A 25,996-nucleotide genomic window follows, 5' to 3' on the forward strand; every position below is an offset into this window, starting at 1 on the left:
CGCAATCCAGGGCCGCGCAAACCGCCCTGGATTGCGTCGTCGGCTTCGCCTCCTCGCAATGACGAATGTATTTTCGTGAGTATCCGCCCATGGCCATCACCCGCATCATCCGCGCCGCCGACTGCCCGGAGGTTCCATGGAAGAACGGCGGCGGCACCACGCGCGAGATCGCCGTCTGCCCGCCCGGCGCGGGGATGGGCGATTTCCTGTGGCGGCTCAGCATGGCGCGCGTCGAACAGGCCGGACCGTTCTCGTCATTCGAGGGCATCGACCGAACGCTGGCGGTGCTCGAAGGCACCTTGCATTTATCCGGAGCCGTCGACGCAGTACTCGACCCCGTCAGCGCGCCCTTCCCTTTCGACGGCGCTGCGAGCGTCGAGGGCGTCCCGCTGGGCGGGGCAGTGCTCGACCTCAACGCCATGGTCCGGCGCGGCACTTACAATTGCGAGATGCAGCGCCTGCCCCCCGACGCAATGGTCACCCCCGCAGGCACGACGTTCCTCCTCGCACTTGAAGCGCAAACACTCGACGACACCGATCTCGGCTATCTCGACTGTGCCCGGATCGATGCTCCGGTCACCACCGCAGGCCCAGTGTTGCTGGTCCGCTTCCTCTCCTGAAAAAATCTGCGCCCGCGCGGAAGGAATTTTCCGCGCCGTGTCTCTTTCATGGCAAACGGGAAATCCGAATGCCTGAGGGAGGGTGCCACGCCAGGGGAGGCAGACAAGGAACTTGCGCGGCGACGCGGGACGGCCCTCTGGGTCGCGCGCGAGATCGTGCCCCATGAGGCGCGGGTCCGCCGCTGGCTGGCCCGGTCGCGCCTCTCGCCGGAGGACGTGGACGAGGTTATGCAGGAAGCCTACTGCCGGATCGCGATGCTGCCCTCGGTCGACCACATCGACCGGCCGCTGGCCTACATGTTCTCGATCACCCGCAACCTGTTGCTGCGCCGTCTCAAGCGCCAGCAGGTCGTGGTGCTGGAGGCCGTGAGCGAGATCGAGACATGGCAGGACGAAACCCCCTCGCCCGAGGAACAGGCCGCGAGCCGCATCAGCTACGAGCGGGTCCTGGCCATCATCGGCCGCCTGCCGGAACGCTGCCGCCGCGTGGTGGAACTGCGCAAGATCGAAGGCTGGTCCCAGAAGGAAATCGCCGCCCATCTCGGCATGACCGAGAAGGCGGTGGAGAAGCAGGTCTGGACCGGCGTGCGCGCCGTCCGCGACGCCTGGACGCAGGCCGAGGCGCAGAGCGAGAACCGCATGCTCGGCGCCGATCGCCGGGGGGCGCGGTCATGGTGACGCTCGCAGGCGATCAGGCTCGCGACGAGGCGGCGCGGTTCGTGGCGCGCATGGACGCCGACGGCTGGACCGAGGCCGACGAGAGCGAACTTCAGGCATGGCTGGCCGAAGACCCGCTGCGTCAGGGCCTGCTGCTGCAGGTACAGGCACAGTGGCTGGCGCTGACCCCCGAGGTCGAGGCACCGGCTGTCCCGGTCGAGGAGGAAGAGCCCGCGCCCTCGGGCTGGGGTCGTCGCGGCGTGCTGGCGGGGCTGGCTGCATCGGCTGCGCTCGCCTTCGTCGGGCTGCGCTGGAGCCAAAGCCCGGCAGCTTATACGACGAAGCTCGGCGAGATCCGGCGCCTGCCGCTGCCGGACGGCTCGGTGATGACGATGAATTCGGGCAGCGAACTGACCGTCAGCATGGCGACCAAGCTGCGCGAGGTGCAGCTTGCACAGGGTGAGGCATGGTTCGAGGTCGCCAAGGACGCGCAGCGCCCCTTCGTCGTCGCCGCCGGGAACGTCCGCGTGCGCGCCGTGGGAACGGCCTTCTCGGTGCGGCGGCGTGAAACCGGGGTGGAGATCCTCGTCACCGAGGGCATCGTGGAAACCTGGGCGGACGGCGACCAGAGCCTGCGCATGAAGTTGGAGGCCGGGGACCGCGCGATGCTAAGCGCCCATGCGGTGATCGACTACGAGACCGGCATTTCCTCTTCCGTCGACCGGGCGCTGGCATGGCGCGGCGGCATGATCGATCTCAACGGGCGCACGCTCTATGACGCGGCAGACGAGTTCAACCGCTACAACCAGCGCCAGATCATCATCGCCGACCCGCGCGTCGCCCGCGAGGAGTTCGACGGCCTGTTCCGCGTCAACGACCCTGAAGGCTTCGCCGAAGCGGTGAAGGCCAGCCTCGGCGTGTCGCTCGACACCAGCAATCCGAACCTCATTCGGATCGAATGATAAATTTTTTTGAGATGACGAGAAGGAATATCCGCTCCGGAGACTCTTAAAGAGCACAGGTGAAAAGAAACCTGACGGATCGGGACATTGGGAGGGATAATGAATACTTCGGACATTCGGAGTGCCTTGTTCGCATCATCTGCGATCATGTGCATAGTAGCCTCGCCGGTTCAGGCGGCAGCGCAGACGCGGCAGTTCGCGATCGAGGCGCAGCCTGCCGAAACCGCGATCAGCCAGCTTGGCCGACAGGGCGACATCCAGATCATCGCGGCGCGCCGCCTGACGCATGCCGTACGCACCAATGCCGTGCGCGGCGAGATGAGCGTGGACGATGCACTGAACCGCCTGCTGGCGGGGACCGGTCTCACCGCCCGCCGCACCGGGCCGGGTTCTTATGCCATCGTCGCCCGCGCCACGCCTCCGATGTCGCCGCGCACCCTGACGCAGACCAGCCTGACCTCGGCCCCGAGCGTACAGGCACCCGTCGCCGCCGCACAGGCCGCATCCCCGGCGGCAGAGGCCGCGGCGGCGGATGAGGAACCGGCTGCGAACTCCGAAATCCTCGTCACCGGCTTTCGCGGCAGCCTCGCCAAGGCGCAGGACCTGAAGCGCCGCGCGGTGAACCTCACCGAGAGCATCATGGCCGAGGACATGGCCAAGATGCCCGACCTCAACCTCTCGGAATCGATCCAGCGCCTGCCCGGCGTCGCGATCTCCCGCGAAGGGGGTGAAGGCCGCAACATCACCCTGCGCGGCTTTTCGCCCGACTTCACCCGCACGACGCTAAACGGCATGGAAGTGCCCGCCAGCAGCGACGGCCTCGATTCCGGCGGCTTCACCATCAACGCGGGCCGCGCTTTCGACTTCCACGTCTTCGCATCCGAACTGTTCAACCGCATCGACGTGCAGAAGACCCAGCGCGCCTCGATCGAGGAAGGCGGCATCGCCGGCACCGTCGATCTCTATTCAGCCAAGCCCTTCGATTTCAAGGGTTTCCATGTCGTCGGATCGGCGCAGGGCGGGTACAACACGATGACGCGCAAGGTCGATCCGCGCGCCACCGTGATGATTTCCGACACCTTCGCCGACGACAAGATCGGCGTGCTGTTCTCCGCCGCCTATTCCAAGCGCACCGTCTATCAGGAAGGCTTCTCCAGCGTGCGCTGGACTTCGCCTTACGTGAACGGCGACAGCTGGGCGGACACCAACCCGACCGTCACCGGCACGCCCGAGGATTGCGGCGCCGCCGACCGTCTCGACTGCCTGTGGGCGCCGCGCCTGCCGCGTGCGGACTTCTTCGGCAACGACCAGAAGCGCCTCGGCCTGACCGGCTCGATCCAGGCCAAGCCGATCGACGGGCTGACGCTCAGTCTGGACGCGCTCTATTCGCAGCTCGACAACGACCGCTACAGCTACAATTCGATGGAGTGGCTGCTGACCCACGGCACCCCGGGCAACTTCGTCGGCCAGACCCCGCTCTCGTTCACCGTCGCGCCTGACGGCAAGCAGCTGGTCGCCGCCGCCTTCGACGACGTGACATCGTGGTACGAAAGCCGCCACCAGACCTCGACCTCCAAGTTCCGCCAGTTCGTGTTCTCCGGCGATTACGAAGTGACGAACAACCTCAAGATCGACGCCATGGTCGGCAAGGCGCGCGACACCGCCGACCGCACCGAGCTGCGCTTCTACGCCCGCTCGGTGCCGCACTACTATGCCTACGACTATTCGGGCAGCAAGGACGTCGCCAAAGTCGATTACGGTGATTACGACCCGAACGATGCCACCAACTTCATCAACGCGACGACGCCCGCCAATCGCCTGAACAACGTCGTGAAGGACAACTTCACGGCCAAGACCAACGCCACCTTCACCAAGGGCCGCTTCACCGCGCAGGCGGGCTTCGCCTACAACCGCCGCCTCGTGCGTTATTCCGAGGCTCAGGGCGAGCTGCCCACCTTCGATCCGTCCAGCTACATGACCGCCTTCCCGTACAGCCACTTCGGCAGCGGCGTGGTTTCCGGGGGCCTGCCGACGTTCGCGGTGATGGACTTCGACGCGATCGGATCGTCGGGCCTTTTCTCGGGCAACTACACCACCAATGTCGCAGCGGGCTGGGAAGTGGTTGAAAAGACCACCGGCGGTTACGGCGAAGTGACGGGCGAGATCGACATCGGTTCGATGACCCTGCGCCTCGACGGCGGCGCGCGCTGGGTGCGTACGGACGTGGAATCGAGCGCGGTGATCTCCGGATCGCCGGTCGACGTGAAGCGGCATTACGACAACTTCCTGCCCTCGTTCAACGCGGCGCTGAACATCACGCCCGACCTCGTTGCGCGCTTCGCCTATGCCCGCTCGATGACGCGGCCGGGCCTCGCCTCGCTCAACATCGCCGCGCCCGTGTTCGAGTACACCACGCGCACGGTGAGCAACCTCGGCAATCCCGCGCTCAAGCCCTACCTGTCGAACGACTTCGACCTCGGCTTCGAGTGGTACTTCAGCAAGGGCGGCCTGTTCTCGGTAGGCGTGTTCAAGAAGAACATCATCAGCTCGCTGACGACCTCGGTGGTGCAGCAGTCGGTCCCGCAGGAATACTGGGCCGCGATCTACGCCGATCCGCGCTACGACGCTTCGTACCAGGCGGACCCGGCGACCGCGCAGTACACATTCTACAGCACCGTGAACTCATCGGACGGGAACAGCGTGAAGGGGCTGGAGGCGACGCTCAACGTGCCGTTCACCTTCCTGCCGGGTGCGCTTTCGTACTTCGGCATCGCATCGAACTACACTCATGTCTCTGCCCGCGATTCCACGGGGTTGTCGCCCAACTCCTACAATTTCACGGCCTATTATGACACCGGTGACCTTGGCCTTCGCCTCTCGATTAACAAGCGCGACGACTATCTGCTGAGCCAACCGGGCGGCAATGGCCACGTGCAGGAACGCAAGTACGGGCCGACGCAAGTGGACTTTTCGGCGTACTACAACCTGACCAAGCAGATCAGCGTCAACCTGCAGGGGATCAACATCACTAACGAACGGGAGCGCATCTACGGCACCGGCGACGGAACTCAGTATCTGGTGCGCGAATTCTCCAAGACCGGCGCGCAGTGGTTCGTGGGCGCCCGCTACCAGTTCTGATACCTGGAAGGACCGCTGCCCAATACCCCTCGGGCGGCGGTCCTCTTTTTCGTTTTTCGGGAGTGATATAGAGTGCCGGGTTCAAGCAAGTTCGCATGTGCGCTGGCCCTCGCCGCCATGCTGCTGCCGGGCCATGCCCCGGCACGCGAGGTGGATGACAGCTACACGATCGGCCAGCGCTTCGCACAGTACCGGGACAAGTTTCCCGGGATCGCCTGGCCCGCCGTGACTTGGAAAGCGGGCCAGTCGGTGCTGTTCGACCGGCCCTACAAGAACACCGGCACCCGCGACCTTCATATCGACGTGTTCCGCCCCTCGGCGGGAGCCAACCGGCAGGGCATCCTGCTCGTCCACGGCGGAGGCTGGCGCGCCGGGGCGAAGACGCATTTCTACGCTCTGGCGAACCTCCTTGCCCAGCGCGGATACACCGTGTTCCTGCCGGAGTTCCGTCTATCGGTCGAGGCGGCCTATCCGGCGGGGATGATCGACATCGGCGACGCACTGGCCTGGACACGCGCGCATGCGGCCGAATTCGACGTCGATCCCTCCCGCATCGCCGTGGGCGGCGCGTCGTCCGGCGGGCAGATGGCCTCGCTGCTCGCCTATGCCGGACCTTCGGGCCTGTTCGGCTCCGGCACGGAGCGCACCGCCGCCGCGCTGATCGACCTCGACGGCGTGCTGGACTTCACCACCCCGCAGGCGCTGCAGTTCGAGAATGCCGCCGGGGAGGCATCGCCCGCCGCGCGCTGGCTCGGCGGTTCCTACGAGCACGCCGCCGCACGCTGGAAGGAAGCGAGCGCCGCCAGCCATGTCGGCGCACAGTCACCGCCGACGCTGATCGTCAGCAGCGGCATCCCGCGCTTCACCGGAGGCAAGGCCACGGTGCTCGCCTCCCTCGAACATCACGGCATCGCCCATCGTTTCTTCGCCTTCGAGAACGCCCCCCACGATTTCTGGCTGTTCGAACCGTGGCTGCCCCGCGTCGCGGAGCAGATCGACGGCTTCCTCAAAACCCTTGAACCGGCGCGAGGGAGCGCACCTGAATGATCCGCAGACTTGCGTTCACATTGGCAGCGATGCTGTCCACCGGAACCGCGATGGCGGCGCCGACCGAGTACGTGGTGCGGCCGTCGTGCGGGGACGGCGCGGCGCCGTGCTACACGTCGATCCAACGTGCGCTCGACGCGGCAGCGCGCGACGGTTCCGAGAACTGGATCACCATCCGCGTGGCACCGGGCGACTATGCGGAGAAGCCGGTGATCTCCCGCAATCGCCTGCGCCTGATCGGCAGCGGCGCGCAGCGCACGCGTGTGCACTTCGGCGCCGTAGCGCAAACCGCGAAAGCCTGGCACCGCGACGGCTGGGGCACGCCCGGCTCGGCGACGCTGATGGTGGACGCAAAGGACGTGGTGATCCGCGACCTGACCATTGAGAACACCTTCGATTACCTTGCCAATGACCGCCACCCGCAAGGCAGCGCGGAGCGCATCGCCAACCCGCAGGCCGTCGCCCTGCTCCTCGACGTGCACAGCGACCGCGTGCTCGTCGATCGCACGGCAATCCTCGGCTATCAGGATACGCTGTTCACCAACGGCGGCCGGGCGCTGGTGCGCCGCAGCCTGGTGGCGGGCAACATCGACTTCATCTTCGGCAACGGGCAACTGCTGATCGAGGACAGCGAGATCCGCTCCCGTCCGCGCAGTGAGCCTTATGTTCCAGGCGAGTTCCAGTCTTTCATCGCCGCGCCATCGACCCAGTTGTCGCAGGCGCACGGCATCATCGTCTACCGCTCGCGCCTGACCCGCGAGGCCGGGGTGCCCGACGGCGCCGTGGCTCTCGCGCGGCCGTGGCATCCGACAACGCGCTTCGCCGACGGGCGCTATGCCGACCCTGCCGCCGTCGGACAGGCGATCTTCATCGACTGCTTCATGGACCGACACATCCACCCGGACCACTGGACGACGATGAACGGCACCGCCCGCGACGGCACCATGACCGGGGTGTTCCGACCGCAGGAATCCCGCTTCTGGGAGACCGGCTCCCACGGCCCCGGCGCGAAGGCGCGCGATATCGGCATGACCTGGCGCGAGACCACAGGCATCGACGCTATCCGGCGCGATATCCTTGCCGGGTGGAGCCTGCAGGACGAAGCGCGTCGAACCCGCGCCGGAACGAAGGCGACCCGTGAACGGCCCGGCAGGACTATGGCAAAATAATTAACCATTGTCGGCCAGACTGACTCCCGGCTGACCGGGCTGGGAGCCGATGACCGAGTTACAGAATACGATCCTCGAGATGATCGCCAAAGGCGAGACACTGGCGGACACAGCCTTGCGGCTGTGCCTCGAAGTCGAGCGCCTCGTTCCCGACGTAGTCTGTTCGGTCGTTACGGTGGACGAGCTGGGCCGCCTTCACACGCTCGCCGCCCCCAGTCTTCCGCAGAGCTTCTGCGCGGCCATCGAGGGGCTCGGCATCGGTCCCGAAGTCGGCACCTGCGGCACCGCGGCCCATCGCGGGCAGGAGATCACCACCGCCGACATCGCCAACGATCCACGCTGGGCGGACTTCAAGCACCTTGTCCTGCCGCTGGGCATCAAGGCCTGCTGGTCGCACCCGATATTCGACGCCCGCCGCCGCGCCGTCGCCACCTTCGCTTTCTACTACCGCGAGAAACGCGGCCCGTCGCAGCTCGAGCGCGAGATCGTCGAGCGCTGCGTCCACGTATGCGCGATCGCGCTCGACCGGCACCGGCGCGTGGTCGAATACGAGCGGCGCGCCAATACCGACGCGCTCACCGGCCTCGCCAATCGCGGAGCCTTCAATGCCGCCCTGCACCACCTCGATGCCGCCAGGCCGGGTAGCTGGGCGCTGTTCCTGCTCGACCTCGACAACCTCAAGTTCGTCAACGACACCTTCGGACACCGCGCGGGCGATCTCCTGCTCCGGCAAGTTGCCGACCGCCTGACCATCGCCGCCTTCCCCGACCGCGCCTACCGCATCGGCGGAGACGAATTCGCGATCGTGGTAGAGAGCGAGGCGGCGCTGCGCGATCTCGAACGCACGGCGCAGACATATCTGGACGAAATCTCCTCGACCGCCAATTGCGGGGGCAACGTCGTGTCCCCGGGGGCCACGATTGGCCTCGCCGAGTGCTCGCTGGCCGACACCACGGCCGAGCAGGTGCGCCAGAACGCCGACTTCGCACTCTATCACGCCAAGGAGACGGGGCGCGGCGGCTTCGTGCGCTACTGGCCGGGCATCGGAACGCGGATGACCCGGCGTCTCACCGCGATCCGCGACGTTAACGCAGCCCTGCGCGAGAACCGGATAGAGGCGCACTACCAACCCGTCGTCGATATACGCAGCGGCGAGGTCGTCGGCCTCGAGGCGCTGTCCCGCATGCGCATCGGCGAACAGGCCGTGCCCGCCGCCTCGTTCCACGAAGCGACGACCGATTCCCACATCGCACGCACTCTCACCCAGCGCATGATGGCATCGGTCGCGCGCGATATCCGTGAATGGCTTGCGGCGGGGATCGCTGTCCCGCAAGTCAGCATCAACGTCTCGTCCGCCGACTTCCACGGCGCCTCGATCTACGGCCTGCTGAGCAATACCTTCGAACGCGAAGGGGTGCCGCTGAGCCACGTCAGTCTGGAAGTGACCGAATCCGTCTACATGGACGAGGCGGGCGTCGTGCGGAAATCGGTGGAAGCCCTGCGCGCCAAGGGGCTGAAGGTGGCCCTCGACGATTTCGGCACCGGCTACGCCTCGCTCACGCATCTGATGAGCGTGCCGGTGGACTACATCAAGATCGACAAGTCCTTCGTCGATCGCATCGTTTCGCATGCCCCCAGCCAGATCATCGTCGAGGGGATAATCGACATCGCGACGAAGCTCGGAATCCGTGTCATCGCCGAAGGGATCGAGACGGCCGGACAGGCACGCAAGCTGATGGCGCTTGGGTGTACGCTGGGTCAGGGTTTCTTCTATTCCCGCGCCGTACCGAGCGATGCGGCGGCGGTCCTGATGGCCGCGCATCCACGCGGGCGAGGAATCACTCTGGCCGGCGGACGGTTACAATAGTGAAATGTGCCGGATCGAACGGGAATCCTGCACCTCTTTAACCAAAAAATAGCCATAGTCTCGTAGGCGGTGGGCATGATTTCTTGGACAATACATCGTCGGGCGGAGTCGCGTGCTTGCGCGTCGCGGAAAGGCCCTTCCCCGCAAGGTGGCCTGCGCGACTTCTTGCCCGCTGCCGGACTGCTCGCCGCGGGGCTCGTCGGACTGACGGCTGGCTGGCTGTTTTCGGGCACGCAATCGGGCCAATACCTCGTGGTCATGGCGCCGACCTCCTCCTTGGTCGATAGCGTCAATCTCGTCACCCGGACCGGCGGCCGCCTCGCAGCCACCAGTTCGCTGCCCAATGTCGTGATAGCCGGGTCTTCCCAGGCCCACTTCGCCGCGTCGCTTCGCAAGGCGGGCGCGTGGCTCGCTGTTTCCGTTCCGGCCGTCGCGGGATGCGGCGCCCCTTCTTCGCAGGAGCAGACCTCTTGAACGTCGAACTCGACCAACTGCGCCGCAAGTCCGGGCGCCTGCTCCTCTGGCTATTCTGGGCGCACGTGCCCCTCTTCGCCGTGGTGGCGCTGCTGACGAGCCACAATGCGGTTGCCGCCGCGCTGGCGGGCGCCCTGGTGGCGGGCAGCTACCACGTGATGTGGCTGCGGCACGGCATCGCGCCTGCGACGCGCTACCTCTCCGCCGTGGCGCTGATGGCGGAACCGGCGATCCTGCTCGTCCTGCTGCGCGGCCATCCGTGGCAGATGGACATGCACATGTACTTCTTCGCCATGCTGACGCTGACCATCGGCTGGTGCGATCGCCGCGCCGTTCTGGTCGCCGCGACTGCCGTGGCGCTGCATCACCTGTTGCTGCTCTACCTGCTGCCCTCGGTCGTTTTCGCGGGCGGGGGCAACCTCGGCCGCGTGCTGCTCCATGCCGTCATCGTCACCTTCCAGGCGAGCGTGCTGGTGCTGCTGAGCGACCAGCTGGTGGAATCCTTCGCCCTGCGCGAACGCACCCGCGAAGCGGAAGAGGCGAGCCGCGCCAAGAGCATGTTCCTGGCCAACATGAGCCATGAAATCCGCACGCCGATGAACGCGATCCTCGGCTTCTGCCACCTGATCGGCCGAACCGACCTCGACCCCAAGCAGAAGGACTACGTCTCCAAGATCGGGCAGGCGGGCATGTCGCTGCTGCGCCTGATCAACGACATCCTCGATTTCTCGAAGAACGAAGCGGGCAAGCTGACGCTGGAGGCCAACCCCTTCGACGTGCGCAACGCGGTCGCCAACCAGCTGCAGCTGGTCGCAGGGGATGCCGAGGCCAAGCGGGTCCGTGTGACGTCCGAGATTTCCCGCGCTCTGCCCCATCGCCTGATGGGCGACGAACTGCGCTTCAACCAGGTGCTGCTCAATCTCGTCAGCAATGCTGTCAAGTTCTCCGAAAACGGCAGCGTCACCATCGGCCTCGACATCGTCGCGGAAGTCGACGACCAGTTCACCGTCGAACTGCAGGTACGCGATACCGGCATCGGCATGAACGCCGAGCAGCAGGCGGCGCTGTTCCAGTCCTTCTCGCAGGCGGACAGCTCGACCACCCGGCGCTTCGGCGGCACCGGCCTCGGCCTCGCGATATGCCGCCAGATCGTGGAGCAGATGGGTGGTTCGATCCGCGTCGAGAGCGCGCCCGGACAAGGCAGCACCTTCGTTGCCCGCATGCAGATGGCGCGCGAGGATGAGACCGCCGCGCTTGAGCCGGCCGTGCCTCCGCAGATCCGCGCCCTGCGCGTGCTCGCTGCCGACGACAACTCGGCATCGCGTCAGGTCCTTCAGGACATCTTCGCAGGCTGGGAAATCCCGCTCGATCTCGTCGCGTCGGGTGACGAAGCACTCAGCGCCATCCGCGGCGCGGACGAGGCCGGCCATGCCTACGACCTCGTTCTGCTGGACTGGAAGATGCCCGGCATGAACGGCCTCCAGACGGTCGAGGCGATGCAGGCGATGGATCATGCCGCGCCGCTGCCCCGCACCCTCATCGTCACCGCTTACGGCGCCGACAGCCTGCTGCCCGGCGGCACCCCCGCCCACGTCGCCGCGGTCCTGACCAAGCCGATCGCACCCCGCGCGCTGCTGGAGACGATTATCGAGGTGGCCTCGCGAGATGCCGGACCGGCCGGCGATGCCACTCCGGAAGATGCACCGAGCGTGGCGGCCCAGTTCCAGGGCGCGCGCGTGCTGCTGGTCGAGGACAACGAGATCAACCGCGAAATCGCCATCGAACTGCTTACGCAGGCCGGTCTGGTGGTGGACCAGGCGGAAAACGGCCGCATCGGCTGCGACCGCGTGCAAGCCGCCAACGGAAACTACGCGGCCGTCCTCATGGACGTACAGATGCCGGAAATGGACGGCATTGCCGCAACCCGCCTGATCCGCGAGACATGGTCCGCAGACCGCCTGCCGATCATCGCCATGACCGCCCACGCGCACGAGGAAGAGCGCCAGCGCTGCCTCAACGCGGGGATGAACGATCATATCTCCAAGCCCGTCGATCCGGCCATGCTGATGCGCACGCTCGAGCGTTGGCTGAGGCCGGTCGCCACCGGAATGCCGGTGGCGACACCCGCTCCGGTCGTCGTGGCGGCGCAGGCTCCCCTACAGGACGTGGTCCTGCCAGAGACCCTGCTGCCGTTCGACTTGCGCGCGGCCCTGCTGCGGGTGAACGGCAAGGCCTCGCTCCTGCGCAAGCTCATCATCACCTTCGGCGAGACTTATGCGAACGTCGGGCAGGACCTGCGCACCCATATCGCTGGCGGCCTGCTCGCCGACGCGCGCCGCCTTGCGCACAGCCTCAAGGGCGTGGCAGGTTCGCTGGAACTGCCGGACATCCAACGCTCGGCGGCAGAGATCGAGCGGATGCTCGCCGATGGGGATGCGCTGCAGGCGCAGTCCGCGATCGTCGACCTCGAGACGCTGCTGGCTCCGGCCGTCGCCGCCGCGCGCAGCCTCACTGCGAACCGCACGGCAGCCGCCCCGGCGACCGAGGGGGATCGCGACATGAGCGCAGCGGCGACGGCACGCGACGAATTGCGCGGCCTGCTGCGTCGCCGCAGCCTCGGCGCGAGGGCCAGCTTCGGGCGCTACGCCGCCGCGATCGGCCTCAACGACGACGAGCGCGCGGCACACCCGGTAAATCGCGCCCTTGAGAAACTCGACTACGATACGGCAATCGACCTCCTCGACGCGGAAGAAGCCGCCGCCGAGACGGTCGACCAGGCAGGAGCAGCGGCATGAGCAGGGGCACGATCCTCATCGTCGACGACGAGGTCTCGAATATCGAGATCATGAATGCGGTGCTGGAGGACGACTACGAAGTCCTGTTCTCCACTTCCGGCCAGCAGGCGCTGGATACGGCGCGGGCCACGCCGCCCGACCTCATCCTGCTCGACGTGCTGATGCCCGGGATCGACGGCTTCGAAGTGTGTCGTCAGATTAAGGATGACCCACAACTCGCTGATATTCCGGTGATCTTCACGACGGGACTTGGCGATACCGATCACGAGATGCGCGGCCTGTCCCTGGGCGCGATCGACTATGTGACAAAGCCGATCCAGCCCGCGATCCTGCGCGCCCGCGTCGGCAACCATATCGAACTCAAGCGCCTGCGTGACCAGCTGGCCAGCATGGCGGTGACCGATGCCCTCACCGGGCTCAGCAACCGCCGCCAGATGGAGCAGGCGCTCAAGTCCGAGGTGGGGCGCCTCGGCCGTACCGGCGACTGGCTGACGGTCATCATGATCGACATCGATTTCTTCAAGCAGTTCAACGATACGTATGGTCACCCGGCCGGAGATCGCTGCATCGTTATGGTCGGCGCGGCGCTTACCCGTGCCGTCAAGCGCGCGTCCGACCTTCCCGCTCGCTACGGCGGCGAGGAGTTCGCCTGCATTCTCCCCGGTGCCGATCCCGAAGGCGCGGCGCTGGTGGCGCAGGAAATCAGCCTGCATGTGCAGTCCCTCAACATCCCGCACGAACGTTCGCAGATCAGCCCGTTCATTACCGTCAGCATTGGCGTCGCCAGTGCCCGCTGCCTGCCGGACATGACCCCCGAGATGTGGATGAAGGAGGCGGACCGCCAACTCTACCTAAGCAAGCAGCAAGGCCGGAACCGCGTAACCTCGACCGAGTTCGGTGCGGTCGTGGACAACCTGCAGGCCTGAACAGCCACCCCCCGCGCTCAACATATTCACAGACAAGGGATTTCAACGCTGAATTGCGCATGAAAACATTATTTTTCATATAGATATGGTAAATTTATGCTAACATTTTGAGATATACGCTGCAATACTATAAGCAACCTGACGTAATTATCTTATCATGTTGAAAATAAAGATATATAGCTATATCATAAGGAAAGGCTCGCTGCGGTCGTTCAACGGTTCGCAGCCGTCTTCGGTGATCAGCCACAAGTCCTCGAGGTGCACGTTCCCGGTAGCGTCGAGGTGCAGCACGGGGCAATCGACGCTGACGACCATGTTTGCCTCGATGCGGTGGTCGTCCTTCTCGAAATTGAGTGATCCATCCTTGAACGCCTCGTCGGTATGGAACAAGCCGACGCTGTGCGTGGCGCAGGAGACGGCCACATCGTAGCCGCCGCGTGCCACCGCTTCGTGGCCGATCCGGCGGATATCGGAGTAGTGAAGTCCGGGGCGCAGTTCACGGGCGACGGCCTCGTTGGCGCAGACGGCAGCCTCCACCATCCGCATGACGATGGGGTCGGGCGTGCCGACGAATACCGTCCGCCCGAAATCGCCGTGGTATCCGGCGTAGTGGCTGACCGCATCGATCTGGAAGCTGCGTCCGTCCCTGATCACGCCGTCGCGTCGCCGCATGGCCATGCTGTCGGTCGAAACGAAGAGCGGCACGCCGCCGCGCCGCCCGGTCTCGGCGAAAAAGGCGAGCCGCAGTTCCTCGTACGTCGATCCCGCTCGCATCGACAGGATCGCCGCGCGGGCGGCTTCGGCATTGTTGGCGGCGGCATGGCGCATGAGCGCGATCTCGACCGGCGACTTGATCATGCGGATGCTGCGAAGCAGCGGCTCTGCGGGGAAGCACTTGCCGCTCAGCCCCAGCGCCCCCGCCGCATTCAATGTATCTACGGCAAGGCTCGTCCCATAAGCGGCCACCGCCGCTTTCAGGGCCGACGCGGCATCGGGATAGGCGGGCCTGCGCGAGAGCACGCCCAGTGTTGCAGTCCGGCTGATCATGTCCAGAGGATCGGGGCGTCCACCCGGCGGTTCGTCGAGGAAAATCGGCGCTGCAGCGTCGCCCTCCAGTCCCTCGGGCGCGGTATAGAGGAAGATGTCGAGCGGGCCGTCCTCGGCCGGGTCTTCGACGTCGTGGAGATAATGGATGAACTGGCTGGTGATCAGGATCACCGGCTGATCGGCCGCCGCCGGGACGACCGCCAGGACCGCGCCCGACTGGCCCATCAGCACCATCTGCGGCCAGAAGCCGGTCGCGTGGTAGATGTTCGTCGGGTCGGACAGAACCAGCGCCGACACGCCGCTCTCGGTGAGCACACGTTCGGCGACGGCACGGTTCATCAGGGGCGCAAGCGCGGGCATGGGACAGTCGTTTCCTTGAGGCACGGATAAAGGCGCGGCGTCGTCAGCCGACGTGCCGCGCGCAGGACGGGGTTTTACGGCTCACCAGATTTCGGGACGGGACCTCAGGCCGGGATCGAGGTCGAAGGCATTGACGGGAACGGTGAGACCCAGGTTCTCGCGCAAGGTCGCGCCTTCGTATTCCCTGCGGAAATGGCCACGATCCTGAAGGATCGGGACGACGTGATCGACGAAGTCCTCCAGCCCGCCCGGCAGGAACGGTGCGGAGATGACGAAGCCGTCGGCGGCGCCCTGCTTCTCCCACTCTATAAGCGTCCCGGCCACGTCCTCGGCGGTGCCGACGATGGTGTGCCCGGTCCGACCGGCCGCGACCCTGCGCGCCAGCTCGCGCACCGGCAGGCCCTCGCGCTCCGCCAGTTCGAGCACGCGGTCCCGCGTCGAGTTCTGGCCAGCCAGCGCCGTTTCCGGCAGCGGCGGCAGCGGACCGTCGGGGTCTGCCTGCGACAGGTCGATATTGCCGAGCAGCCCTTCGAGCTTGGAGATGGCGATCTCGGCCGGGATCAGGTCGTCCAGTTCGTGCTTGAGATCTTCGGCTTCGGCAAGGGTACGTCCTATGACCGGGGTGACCGCAGGCATGATCTTGAGACCGTCCGACGTGCGGCCGAACCCGGCCAGTTGCGCGTGCATCGCGGAGCGGAAGGCCTTCGCCGTCTCGATCGTCGGGTGCGAGGTGAAGATGACTTCGGCGGTCGCTGCGGCGAAGCGCTGGCCGGTGGCCGAGGCCCCCGCCTGCACCAGCACCGGGTGACCCTGCGGCGGACGCGGTACGGTCAGTGGCCCGGCGACCCTGAAGTTCGCGCCTTCGTGATCGACGGCGCTGATACGCGAAGGGTCGGTGTAGCGCCCGCTTGCCTTGTCGGCGACGACGGCGCCTTCCTGCCAGCTGTCCCACAATTTGCGCGCAACGGCCACGAACTCCTCTGCCCGGGCGTAGCGATCGCCATGTGCGAGGTGGCTGTCGAAACCGTAATTGTGCGCCTCGTTCTCCATGGTGGAGGTCACGATGTTCCAGCCCGCGCGGCCACGGCTCATGTGATCAAGCGAGGCGAAGCGGCGGGCCAGATCGTAGGGATGATTGTACGTGGTAGACGCCGTGCCGATCAGGCCGAGGTGCCGTGTTTCCGCCGCGATCGTCGCCAGCACCACGAGCGGGTCCAGCTTGGGCGTCTCCAGCCCGGCGAAGACCGAGGCGCCCCGGACCGGATGATAGCCGAGGTAGTCGGCCAGGAAGACGCCGTCGAACAGCCCCTTCTCCGCAGTGCGGCCAAGTGCGCGAAAATAGTCGGCGTCGCACAGGGCATTGTCGGCGGCGCGGGAGTGGCGCCAACCGGCGATATGGCCACCGGTCTGCATCAGGAACGCAAGCAGTTTCATGACGTCTTTGGCGCCTCGCGTCGAAGAATTGAGCCTGTCGGGGATCACCCTCGTCGGGAACGGCGGCCGAAGCCAGCCTCGCCCCCTGACATGTCCGGATAACGAGCACGACTTGGCCGCCCACGCTAATCAGGATTCCTTGGAGGTGATAAGGGGTTCTGATTTCCGAAGCGGAAAAAACCGATGTTACTTTGCACTCATCAAGCGGCGATTTGATGACAGCAAGCCGTCCAGTGCTCGATGCAATGCTTAATAAAGAAACACGATAAAAGTTTCACGCAGGAAGAACGATCTCAAAACTCAGACCAATAATGGTCAGGGATCGAAATGGGGAAAGCAATCATGACCAGCACGTCGGCGCTACATCGCGCCGTTCTTTTGTCCTGCACGTCGATGATCGTCGCGTTGGGCCTTTCGACCAACGCCAATGCGCAGGCATCCGGCGCCGATACGACTGCGAGTGCGCCCGGCGACATCGTCGTGACTGCCCGCAAGCGCGGCGAGGACATTCTCAAGACCCCGATCTCGGTCACCGCCCTGACGGGCGAGGACATGCAGAAGCGCGGCGTGCAGTCGGTCACCGACCTTGCCTCCTTCACGCCCAGCATGAAGATCGTGTCGAGTTCGTCGGGTCGCAACGACCGCTCGTTCCAGCAGGTCATCATCCGCGGCTTCACGCCCTCCAGCGCTTCGGTCCAGACCGCCTCGATGTTCATCGACGGCGTGCCGGTCTCGACCGCCACCGCGATCCAGACGATCTCCGATCCCGAGCGTATCGAAGTGCTGAAAGGCCCGCAGAGCGCCTACTTCGGCCGCCAGACTTTCGCCGGTGCCGTCAACGTCGTGACCAAGTCCACGCCCGACCGCCTCGAAGGCAGCTTCTCGGGCATGGTCGGCACGCGCAACAACCATGACATCCAGGCCTCCATCGGCGCGCCGTTGATCGAGGGCCTCGTCGGCTTCCGCGCGACCGTGCAGGAAATGGCCAAGGGCGGTTCGTGGAAAAACCAGGGCGTGCCCGGCCAGACGCTCGGCGACCAGCGCACCCGCGCCGCGACGCTGGCGATGGAGTTCACCCCTTCCTCGAACCTGAAGGCGAAGGCCTTCGCGATGATCTCGAAGAACAACGACGGTCCGAACGCGACCGGCCTGCTGGCGGCGCACGCCGTCACCAACCCTTCGAACGGCGCGGTGATCGTGCCGGATTCCTCGAACTGCGCCTTTGGCGCCAACCGCTACTTCTGTGGCACCCTGCCCGGCCTGCCCGCCGGCGCGCCTTCGATGAACACGGTCAACACGCCCTTCATCGAGGACTTCCTCGCCAACCCGAAGGGCCGCCTGATCAACCCCGAGGACGGCGTCCAGGGCTATGGCCTGCGCAGCCGCTTCTATCACCTGCACTTCAACGTCGACTGGGAGGTCGGCAGCGGCATCACTCTGTCCTCGCTCACCGGCTACAACAACGAGCGCCGCAGCCAGTTGTCGGACCTCGACCTCTATTACAACACCACTGCGCCGAATTCGACCAACGCGGTCGGCACGGCGCCCGGAGCACCGAGCTACTTCGACTATCCCTACCTCGTCGAAGCCAAATCCAAGGACTTCTCGCAGGAACTTCGTGCAAGTTATGATGATGGCGGACCGTTCACCGCCACGCTCGGTGGCAGCTATCTGAACGCGACGTTCCAGGGCGGCGGCGGCGGCAACAACGGCGCGCTCGGCACCAGCCAGTTCAGCGTCGTTTCGGGCAAGACCCGCAACCGCACCTTCGGCGCCTTCTTCGGCCTGGGCTACAAGATCACGCCGGAACTGAGCGTCAACTTCGACGGCCGCTACCAGATCGACACGATGTATGCCTATGCCCGCCCGGGCGGCCAGACCATCGCCTCGGCCGCCTTCGCGACGCCGGGCTTCTACGAGGAAGGCTCGGTTCTCGCCAAGCAGACCTACAAGAACTTCACCCCTCGCGTGATCGTCAACTACGACGTGACACCGGACATGATGGTCTATGCCTCGTACTCGAAGGGCGTGAACCCGGCGGCATTCAACACCGTGTTCCTCTCCAACCTGAGCCCGGCGGCACAGGTTCTGGCGGCGGACGCGGGCCTGCGCATCGCGGTGAAACCGGAAAAGCTCGACAATTTCGAGATCGGCGCCAAGGGCAAGGCGTTCGACAACCGCGTGCGCTACGCCGTTGCCGCCTACTACGGCATCTGGAAGGACCAGCTGAACGCCAACGTCATCACCCTGGTCGATCCGGCGACGAGCGTGGTTTACAACATCCAGGCCCAGCTCAACACCGGCAAGGTCGAGATGTACGGCCTCGAAGGCGACTTCTCCTTCGCGGCGACCGACCACCTGACCCTCTCGGCCAACGGTTCGTACAACGAAAGCGACATCCGCAAGCTGAGCGCGCCCACGGTGACCGCCCTTACCGGCATCACCGACTTCAGCGGCAACCACAATCCGCTGGCGTCGCGCTGGTCGGGCTCGGTCTCGGCCAACTACACGATGCCGCTGCGCGGTGACGTGGAGGCCTTTGCCCGCGCCGACTTCACGTACAAGTCGGGGGTCTACACCAATGCCTCCAACCTGACGAAGACGCCGGACATGACGCAGGTGAACTTGCGCGCAGGCTTCGGGAACGATCGCTTCACGTTCGAAGGTTTCGTGACCAACCTGTTCAACAACAAGGCTTATCCGGCCGCCATCGACTTCACCCTGCTGGAGCGCACCAACTCCTACCTCTCGCCGTTCTCGGGCGTTGCGGTGGCGCTGCGCGACCTGCGCACGTTCGGTGTGCGATCGACCGTGAAGTTCTGACGAGTGCCGATGCGCGGCGGGGAGCACCCTCGCACCCCGCCGCACACGGTATTTCAACTCGAGCAGATGGATACGACGATGAGCGAATACGATCTGGTCATTCGCGGCGGTACTGTCGCCGACGGCACCGGAGCCGATCTTTTCGAAGGCGACGTCGCGGTGCGCGGCGGCAAGATCGTCGCGACGGGGGCGGTCTCCGGCTCCGGGCGCGAGGAGATCGACGCGCGCGGCAAGCTGGTTACGCCCGGCTTCGTCGACATCCACACCCACTACGACGCCCAGGTCGCCTGGGACACGCAGTTCTCGCCCTCGACCAATCACGGCGTGACGAGCGTGCTGATGGGCAACTGCGGCGTCGGCTTCGCGCCCTGCCGCCCCGACATGCGCGAACAGATGATCGACGTCATGGAAGGCGTCGAGGACATTCCCGGCATCGTCATGGCCGAGGGCCTGCCGTGGAACTGGGAGAGCTTTCCCGAATACATGGATGCGATCGAGCAGCGGCACATGGATGCCGACTTCGCCGTCGCCGTCCCGCACATTCCGGTGCGCGTCCACGTCATGGGCCAGCGCGCCATCGAGCGCGAACCCGCCACCGGCACCGACATGCAGGCCATGGGCGCCATCGTGCGCGAAGGGTTGGAGGCAGGCGCCTTCGGGTTCTCCACCACCCGCGTCATCGGCCACCGCACCGCGAGCGGCGACCAGCTTCCGGTCACCACCGCGAGCGAGGACGAACTCCTCACCATCGCCATGGCCATGAAGCCATTTGGCCGCCACTTGTTCATGTCGGCTTCCGAATTCGACACCGGCAACGGCTTCTCGTCCGAATTCCGCATGCTCTCGCGCGTGGCAGAGGCTTCGGGACAGACGGTGACCTTCCCGCTCCTGCAGTATAACGAAGCGCCCGATCGCTGGCGCGAGATCGCCGACGCCTGCGCCGCGAGCCGGGCGCAGGGGATCGACATCTATGGACAGGTCGTGGGCCGCCCGGTCGGCGTTTTGTTCGGCCACCAGTTGTCGCTGAGCCCCTTCCGCGGCTGCCCGACTTACGAAGCTATCGAGCACCTGCCCCTCGTCGCCCGCGCGCGGGAAATGCGCAAGCCTGAGGTGAAGGCCGCGATCCTCTCGGAAATGGGCCTGCCGCTCGACCCAAAGACGTATCCCGCGTTCATGCGCGAAGTCTCCCAGTGTTATGCCATGGGCGAGAACCCCGACTATGCCCCGCCCGAAAGCGCTCGCTTCGACATCATCGCCGCCCAGCGCGGCTGCAGTGTCCACGAAGTCGCCTACGACGCGCTGCTGGAGGAGGATGGCCAGGCCATCCTCTACTTCCCGGCACGCAACTACACGCACTACAACCTCGACGTCGTCCACCACATGCTGCGGCGCGAGGACACCGTGCTCGGCCTCGGCGACGGCGGTGCGCATGTCGGCGCGATTTGTGATGGCAGCATGCAGACGTTCCTGCTCACCTACTGGACCCGCGACCGCGTGGGCGAGCGTCTGTCGATCCCCGAAGCAGTGCACCTGATGACCGGCCACACCGCCCATGTCGGCGGTTTCGGCGATCGCGGGATCATCGCGCCGGGCTACAAGGCGGACCTCAACGTCATCGACTACGACCGCCTGCGCCTCGCCCCGCCGCGCGCCAGCTTCGACCTTCCCGCCGGTGGCCGCCGCCTGACGCAAGGGGCAAGCGGCTACGCCGCGACGATCCTCTCCGGCGTCGTCACCGCCCGCGACGATACCCCCACGGGTGCCCTGCCCGGCCGCCTCGTGCGTGGCCGCCGCTCCGCGCCTGTCGCCTGATACCTCCAGACGGAACTGACCTGATGCTCATCAATCGAGACCGCGCCGACACCCTGATGGACCGCGAGGACATCGCGGTCGTCGTCGCCTCGACCCCGATCAATACCTACTACCTCTCCAGTTGGGCCACCGACGCCAGTTGGGGCTTCGGCGATCTCGCGCTGGCGATCCTGCCGCGCGACCATGCGCTCGATGCCGCCGTGCTGACCGTCGAGGTCGATATGGGCCAGCCCCAGCAGGGGCAGGGCACGTGGATGGCGGTGCGCGGCTACGCCCGCAAGCCCGGCATCGGCGCGGGCGGCGTGCAGGCCGCGCTGACCGCCGAGGGGCTGCCGCAGAACCATCAGGAAGCCGTGGCGCAATACTTGCGCGAACTCGGCCTCGACTGCTCGCGCGTGGCGTTCGAGGATCGCGGCCTCGGCCTCGACGTCAACGAACTGCTCGGCGGCACCATCGACGTCGTCCCGGCGCGCGATCTCCTGCGCGACATGCGCATGGTCAAGACGCTCGCTGAGATGGCCAACATGCGCGCCGCCGCCCGCAAGACCGAACTGTCGCTCCAGCTCTCGGCCGAGGCGCTTGCCGCCGGGGCCACCTGCGCCGAGGCGGAGCGGGTGTTCTGGTCCGCCGCCGCGCTGGCGGGCGGCCGCCCGGTATTCCTGCTCATCACCCCCTACCGCCCTGGCTTCGGCCGCTTGCCCAAGAATGCCGAACTGCAGCAGGGCGACATGGTGACTTTCGACGCCACCGCCGAGTTCTCGCACTACACCAGCGACATCGGCCGCACCGCAGTCATCGGCGAGCCCTCGCCCGAACAGCTCAAGCGCTACAATGCTACGCGGCTTGGCTGGCAGGCGGCGCTGCCGGAGTTCCGCGCCGGTCGCCTCTCCAGCGACGTGGAGAAGGCCGTCGTCGCCTCGATCCAGGCCCACGGCAACCCCGAGTTCCGCGCCTGCGGCCTCCACTCGGTCGGGCTGGAGCACACCGATAACCCGCATCCGGGCGGAGGCATGCACAGTTTCGAACTGGTAGACCGCATGGTCCTGAGCTGCGACCTGCCCTGGATCGGCCCGGAGATCGGCAAGTTCCACTTCGAGGACATCATCTACCTCGACGGCGACACGGTCGAGATCCTCAACGATGCCGACGGCCGCCTGATGGCCTGCATCGACGGGCGCACCGTTCGTGTCGACTGACACCCCGGCGCCCTTCCCTCCGCTCCGCCAGACGCTCTGGCCGATGCTGCTGCTTTTCCTCGCGGCCAATTTCTATAGCATTGACAAGGCCATCGTCGGCGTGCTGGCCGAGCCGATCAAGGCCGACCTCGGCATCGACGACATCCGCATGGGTCTGCTCATGGGCCTCGCCTATTCGCTGCTGAGCGGAGTGTGCGGGCTGTGGCTGGGCTCTCTGGTGGACCGACATGTACGCAAGCGCGTGCTGGGCGGCGCGATCATCGTCTGGAGTTTGTCCACCGCGCTCGGCGGCCTCGCGCCGAATTTCGAGACGTTCTTCGTGTTTCGGGCCCTCGTCGGCCTTGGCGAAGCGGCGGTCGCACCTGCCGCCATGTCGCTGATCGCCGACATGTTCCCGCCCGACCGGCGCGGCCGGGCCCTCAGCGCCTACCTCATCGGCGCGACGATCGGCACCGCGCTGTCCTCGGTGATCCCGGGCGCGATCCTTGCAGCGCAGGTGCATATCGCGCTGCCGGGCTATGGCCTCGTCGTCCCGTGGCGCAGCGCGTTCCTGCTCTGCGGCATCGTCGGCCCGGCCGTGGGCCTCGCCTTCCTGACCATTCGCGAGCCCGTCCGGCGCGGCCTTACCGCTGAGGCAAAAGCGCCCGCGCGGGTGGGTGAGAAGCTGGCCTATCTCGGCCGCCAGCGGAAGCTGGTCGTGCCGCTGTTTGCGGGTTTCTGCCTCTATTACCTCGCCTTCGTCGGTGTGACCTCATGGACCGCGCCGCTGCTGATGCGCACTTATGGGCTGACGCTACCCCAGATCGCCAACCTGCTCGGCCTCGGCATGCTTATCGCTGGGGTCTCCGGCTACCTGCTCGGCGGCTTCGCGGCCGACACCCGCAAGGCCGGGCGCATCGGGCTGATGGCGGTGCTGCCGCTGGTCGCCCTGCCCACCGCGTTCGCGGGCTATGCGCCAGGCCTTGGCCTTGCCATTGCGGCGCTCGCCACGATCAGCCTGACCACGCCGATGCTCAACGTCGCGATGAACGCGACCGTGCAGGAGATCGTGCCCAACGACATGCGCGGCTTCTCCTATGCCTTCCTCAGCGTCGTCGCGGCCTTGCCCGCAGGCGCCGGAGGGCCGTTCGCCATCGCCTTCGTCTCGGAGAAGGTGCTCGGCGATCCATCGCGCATCGCCGCCTCGTTCGTCCTCGTCGTCCTGCCCTGCCTCGTGCTGGCGGCGGCCTGTTTCGCGGCCGCCGCGCGCGCCTATCGCTCCGCCCCGGCGGATGGCGAACTGGCGCGCGTCATCGGCGCCAGCCACTTGTGATCTCTCCGGAGCCCGTACCATGCCCGACCCCAACCAGATGATTTTGGCCACCTTCATCCACAACAGCGGCGCGCACCCGGGCGGATGGCGCTGGCCCGGCGCGCCTGCCGTGGACCAGCACGACTTCGCCCATTTCGCCCACCTCGCCCAGACGGCTGAGCGCGGGAAGATGCACTGCTACTTCTCAGGCGATTCCCAGGGCTTTCCGAGCATTTCCGGCAAGGACGCCTTCGCCGCCACCGATTACGCGGGCAAGCTGGAGCCGACCACGCTGCTCGCCGCGCTGGCCGTCGTCACGAAGCACATCGGCCTGATCGCCACGGCCTCGACCACCTACAACGAGCCTTACGCGATCGCCCGCCGCTTTGCCTCACTCGACCATATCTCGAAGGGCCGCGCGGGCTGGAACGTCGTCACCTCCGCCAGCGACGGCGAGGCGCGCAACTTCGGGCGCGACCTGAACATGGACCACGACGCCCGCTACGCCCGCGCCGAAGAGTTCGTGGACGTAGCCAGGAACCTCTGGGACAGCTGGGAGGACGGCGCGATCCTGCGCGACCGCGACGCGGCACGCTACTTCGACCCCGCCAAGGTCCACGAACTGGGTCACAAGGGCGAGCACTTCACCGTCGCCGGTCCGCTCAATGTCGCCCGCCCACCGCAAGGGCACCCGATCATCGTGCAGGCGGGCGGCTCCGGCCCCGGCCGCGCGCTGGCCGCGCGCACCGCGGACATGATCTTCACCGCCGCCAGTTCAGTGGAAGTCGCGAAGGAGTTCCGCGACGACATGCGCGCCCGCGCCGCCGCCTTCGGCCGCAACCCGGATCACGTGAAGATCATCCCCTCGGTCCAGTTGATGGTCCGCGCCAGCGAGGCCGAGGCCCGCCGTGCCGACGAGGAACTGCTTGACCTCGTGCCCGAGGCTCTGGCCCTTCGCACTCTCAGCCTGCAACTCGGCGTCGATCTCTCACACCTCTCGGTCAATGATCGCCTGCCCGACCTGCCCGAGACCAACGGCGGCAAGTGGGTACAGCAGTCGATCATCCGCATGGCCCGCGAAGAGGACCTGCCGATCGGGCTGCTCGCCCGGCGCGTCGTCGTCTCGCGCGCCAGCTTCTCCTATACCGGCACGCCCGAGCAGGTGGCGGACTTGTGCGAGAACTGGTTCCGCGCGGGCGCTGCGGACGGGTTCTCGCTCTCGCCCAACTACCAGCCCGGCGTGCTGGAGGATTTCGTCGACCAGGTCATCCCCATCCTTCAGAAGCGCGGCCTGTTCCGCGCCGAGTACGAAGGCGATACCCTGCGCGAGAACCTCGGCCTGCCGCGCCCGGAAAATGCCTTCGTCGCCAATCCCGCGCTGGGGTGCGAACCCCGCATGTGGGCCTGACCGCTACAGCCACTTTCGAAGAGGAATAGGACCATGTTGAGCCGTCGTGATGTTGCCCGGGGTATAGGTCTGGCCGGAGCAGTCAGCGCGTTTCCCGCCCTCGCCGCGCAGAAAGCTGCCAGCCTGCCGACGCCCCCGAAAGGCCAGTGGACCCGCTTCGGCGAACTGCGCCGTGCGGGCGGCGTGCTGCACTATGCCGTGATCGGAGAGCCGGTTGTAGGCAAGCTGCCGGTGGTGCTGCTGCACAAGCTGGGTGGCTGGCTGTCCGACTGGCGCCATGTCGCGCCGATGCTGGCCGAGGGGCGGCAGGTCTATGCCTTCGACCTTCCCGGTCACGGCGGCTCGCGCTGGGACGGCCCGGCGCCCTACATCCAGAGTCTTGGCGAGACGGCCGCGCTGCTGGTCGGTGCTTTCGACGAACTCGGCTTCGACAAGGTGGACCTGATAGGCACCTCGCTCGGCGGCTGCCTCGCCGTGCCGCTCGCCGCATTCTGGCCGGAGCGGGTGGGCAAGCTCGCGCTCGTCTCCTGTGCTCTCGGCCATCGCCGCTCACTGGCCGAGATCAAGGTTGCGGTGGACGACAAGCAGGGCACCCTGTTCGACAAGAATGGCGACCCGGTTCCGACGCCGCCGGAACTGCTGTCAAAGACCTTCGGCATCATCAATACCGGCCCGATCAATGCCGAGGGCATCCTCAGCCGCAAGTCGGCGGGCAAGTGGATCCAGCCTTCCGAACGCGGTGTCGCGATCACCGAGATCGCCGGAACCATGAACCGGATCGAAGCCCCGACGCTGCTGGTCTACGGCCAGTTCGACAAGGCCTACCTCAAGTTCGGCAGCGCCGCGGAAGCCGAACTGAAGCGCGGCAAGACCATGATAGTCGAGAACTCGGGCGCCTTCGTGATGCAGGACAATCCGCCTGCCACGGCCCGTGTGCTGAAGGCCTTCCTCGACGAGACGTGACTGGCGC

18 protein-coding genes are annotated in these 25,996 nt (G+C 66.2%); 16 read left to right on the forward strand and 2 right to left on the reverse strand.

Annotation, left to right across the window (positions count from 1 at the left end; all coding sequences use genetic code 11):
* Positions 1-89: 89 nt before the first annotated feature.
* From HWN72_RS24595 to HWN72_RS24640, 10 genes are all read left to right on the forward strand, one after another.
* Positions 90-620 (forward strand): HutD family protein, encoded by a 531-nt coding sequence (locus HWN72_RS24595; RefSeq protein ID WP_008829311.1) that lies wholly within the window; start codon positions 90-92, stop codon positions 618-620.
* A gap of 48 nt (positions 621-668) precedes the next feature.
* Complete coding sequence (locus tag HWN72_RS24600) at positions 669-1,298, forward strand: RNA polymerase sigma factor (protein ID WP_008829310.1); 630 nt, start codon at positions 669-671, stop codon at positions 1,296-1,298.
* Complete coding sequence (locus tag HWN72_RS24605) at positions 1,292-2,239, forward strand: FecR domain-containing protein (RefSeq protein WP_036530874.1); 948 nt, start codon at positions 1,292-1,294, stop codon at positions 2,237-2,239. The genes HWN72_RS24600 and HWN72_RS24605 overlap by 7 nt, the downstream gene beginning before the upstream one ends.
* A 147-nt stretch (positions 2,240-2,386) precedes the next feature.
* The gene (locus HWN72_RS24610; RefSeq protein WP_248006303.1) at positions 2,387-5,377 is read left to right on the forward strand and encodes a TonB-dependent receptor; all 2,991 of its coding nucleotides are present in this window, start codon (positions 2,387-2,389) and stop codon (positions 5,375-5,377) included.
* A 72-nt stretch (positions 5,378-5,449) separates the two neighbouring features.
* A complete protein-coding gene (locus tag HWN72_RS24615) occupies positions 5,450-6,424 on the forward strand; it encodes an alpha/beta hydrolase (RefSeq protein ID WP_211151605.1) in 975 nt (324 codons plus the stop codon).
* Positions 6,421-7,593 carry a pectinesterase family protein gene (locus HWN72_RS24620; RefSeq protein ID WP_211151606.1) on the forward strand — a complete coding sequence of 391 codons (1,173 nt, stop codon included), beginning with the start codon at positions 6,421-6,423 and terminating at the stop codon, positions 7,591-7,593. The genes HWN72_RS24615 and HWN72_RS24620 overlap by 4 nt, the downstream gene beginning before the upstream one ends.
* Before the next feature lie 49 nt (positions 7,594-7,642).
* Positions 7,643-9,460 (forward strand): bifunctional diguanylate cyclase/phosphodiesterase, encoded by a 1,818-nt coding sequence (locus HWN72_RS24625; protein ID WP_211151607.1) that lies wholly within the window; start codon positions 7,643-7,645, stop codon positions 9,458-9,460.
* A gap of 165 nt (positions 9,461-9,625) precedes the next feature.
* On the forward strand, positions 9,626-9,934 hold the full coding sequence (locus HWN72_RS24630) for a hypothetical protein (protein WP_211151608.1): 309 nt from the start codon (positions 9,626-9,628) through the stop codon (positions 9,932-9,934).
* On the forward strand, positions 9,931-12,729 hold the full coding sequence (locus tag HWN72_RS24635; RefSeq protein ID WP_211151609.1) for a response regulator: 2,799 nt from the start codon (positions 9,931-9,933) through the stop codon (positions 12,727-12,729). The genes HWN72_RS24630 and HWN72_RS24635 overlap by 4 nt, the downstream gene beginning before the upstream one ends.
* A complete protein-coding gene (locus HWN72_RS24640) occupies positions 12,726-13,655 on the forward strand; it encodes a diguanylate cyclase (RefSeq protein ID WP_008829302.1) in 930 nt (309 codons plus the stop codon). Before HWN72_RS24635 ends, HWN72_RS24640 begins: the two co-directional genes overlap by 4 nt.
* A gap of 180 nt (positions 13,656-13,835) precedes the next feature.
* On the opposite strand, the gene HWN72_RS24645 is transcribed toward HWN72_RS24640, so the two are convergent.
* Together HWN72_RS24645 and HWN72_RS24650 are read right to left on the reverse strand one after the other, a co-directional pair.
* On the reverse strand, positions 13,836-15,041 hold the full coding sequence (locus tag HWN72_RS24645; RefSeq protein ID WP_211151610.1) for a Xaa-Pro peptidase family protein: 1,206 nt from the start codon (positions 15,039-15,041) through the stop codon (positions 13,836-13,838).
* 102 nt (positions 15,042-15,143) lie between these two features.
* Positions 15,144-16,496, reverse strand: coding sequence for an LLM class flavin-dependent oxidoreductase (locus HWN72_RS24650; RefSeq protein WP_211151611.1), 1,353 nt, complete (start codon positions 16,494-16,496; stop codon positions 15,144-15,146).
* 342 nt (positions 16,497-16,838) lie between these two features.
* On the opposite strand from HWN72_RS24650, the gene HWN72_RS24655 reads away from it, so the two are divergent.
* The 6 genes from HWN72_RS24655 (at position 16,839) to HWN72_RS24680 (ending at position 25,989) form a co-directional block, all read left to right on the forward strand.
* Positions 16,839-19,319 carry a TonB-dependent receptor gene (locus tag HWN72_RS24655; RefSeq protein ID WP_008829299.1) on the forward strand — a complete coding sequence of 827 codons (2,481 nt, stop codon included), beginning with the start codon at positions 16,839-16,841 and terminating at the stop codon, positions 19,317-19,319.
* Between the two features lie 78 nt (positions 19,320-19,397).
* Positions 19,398-21,131 carry an amidohydrolase family protein gene (locus HWN72_RS24660; RefSeq protein WP_248006304.1) on the forward strand — a complete coding sequence of 578 codons (1,734 nt, stop codon included), beginning with the start codon at positions 19,398-19,400 and terminating at the stop codon, positions 21,129-21,131.
* A 23-nt stretch (positions 21,132-21,154) separates the two neighbouring features.
* Positions 21,155-22,327, forward strand: coding sequence for a M24 family metallopeptidase (locus HWN72_RS24665; protein ID WP_211151613.1), 1,173 nt, complete (start codon positions 21,155-21,157; stop codon positions 22,325-22,327).
* Complete coding sequence (locus HWN72_RS24670) at positions 22,317-23,639, forward strand: MFS transporter (protein ID WP_211151614.1); 1,323 nt, start codon at positions 22,317-22,319, stop codon at positions 23,637-23,639. Before HWN72_RS24665 ends, HWN72_RS24670 begins: the two co-directional genes overlap by 11 nt.
* 19 nt (positions 23,640-23,658) lie before the next feature.
* Entirely contained in the window at positions 23,659-25,026 is a 1,368-nt protein-coding gene (locus tag HWN72_RS24675; RefSeq protein WP_008829295.1) for an LLM class flavin-dependent oxidoreductase, read from the forward strand.
* A 33-nt stretch (positions 25,027-25,059) separates the two neighbouring features.
* The gene (locus HWN72_RS24680) at positions 25,060-25,989 is read left to right on the forward strand and encodes an alpha/beta fold hydrolase (protein ID WP_211151615.1); all 930 of its coding nucleotides are present in this window, start codon (positions 25,060-25,062) and stop codon (positions 25,987-25,989) included.
* Positions 25,990-25,996: the final 7 nt, after the last annotated feature.

This window comes from Novosphingobium sp. HR1a (genome assembly GCF_015594425.1).
In the GTDB taxonomy this organism is placed as follows: domain Bacteria; phylum Pseudomonadota; class Alphaproteobacteria; order Sphingomonadales; family Sphingomonadaceae; genus Novosphingobium; species Novosphingobium resinovorum_A.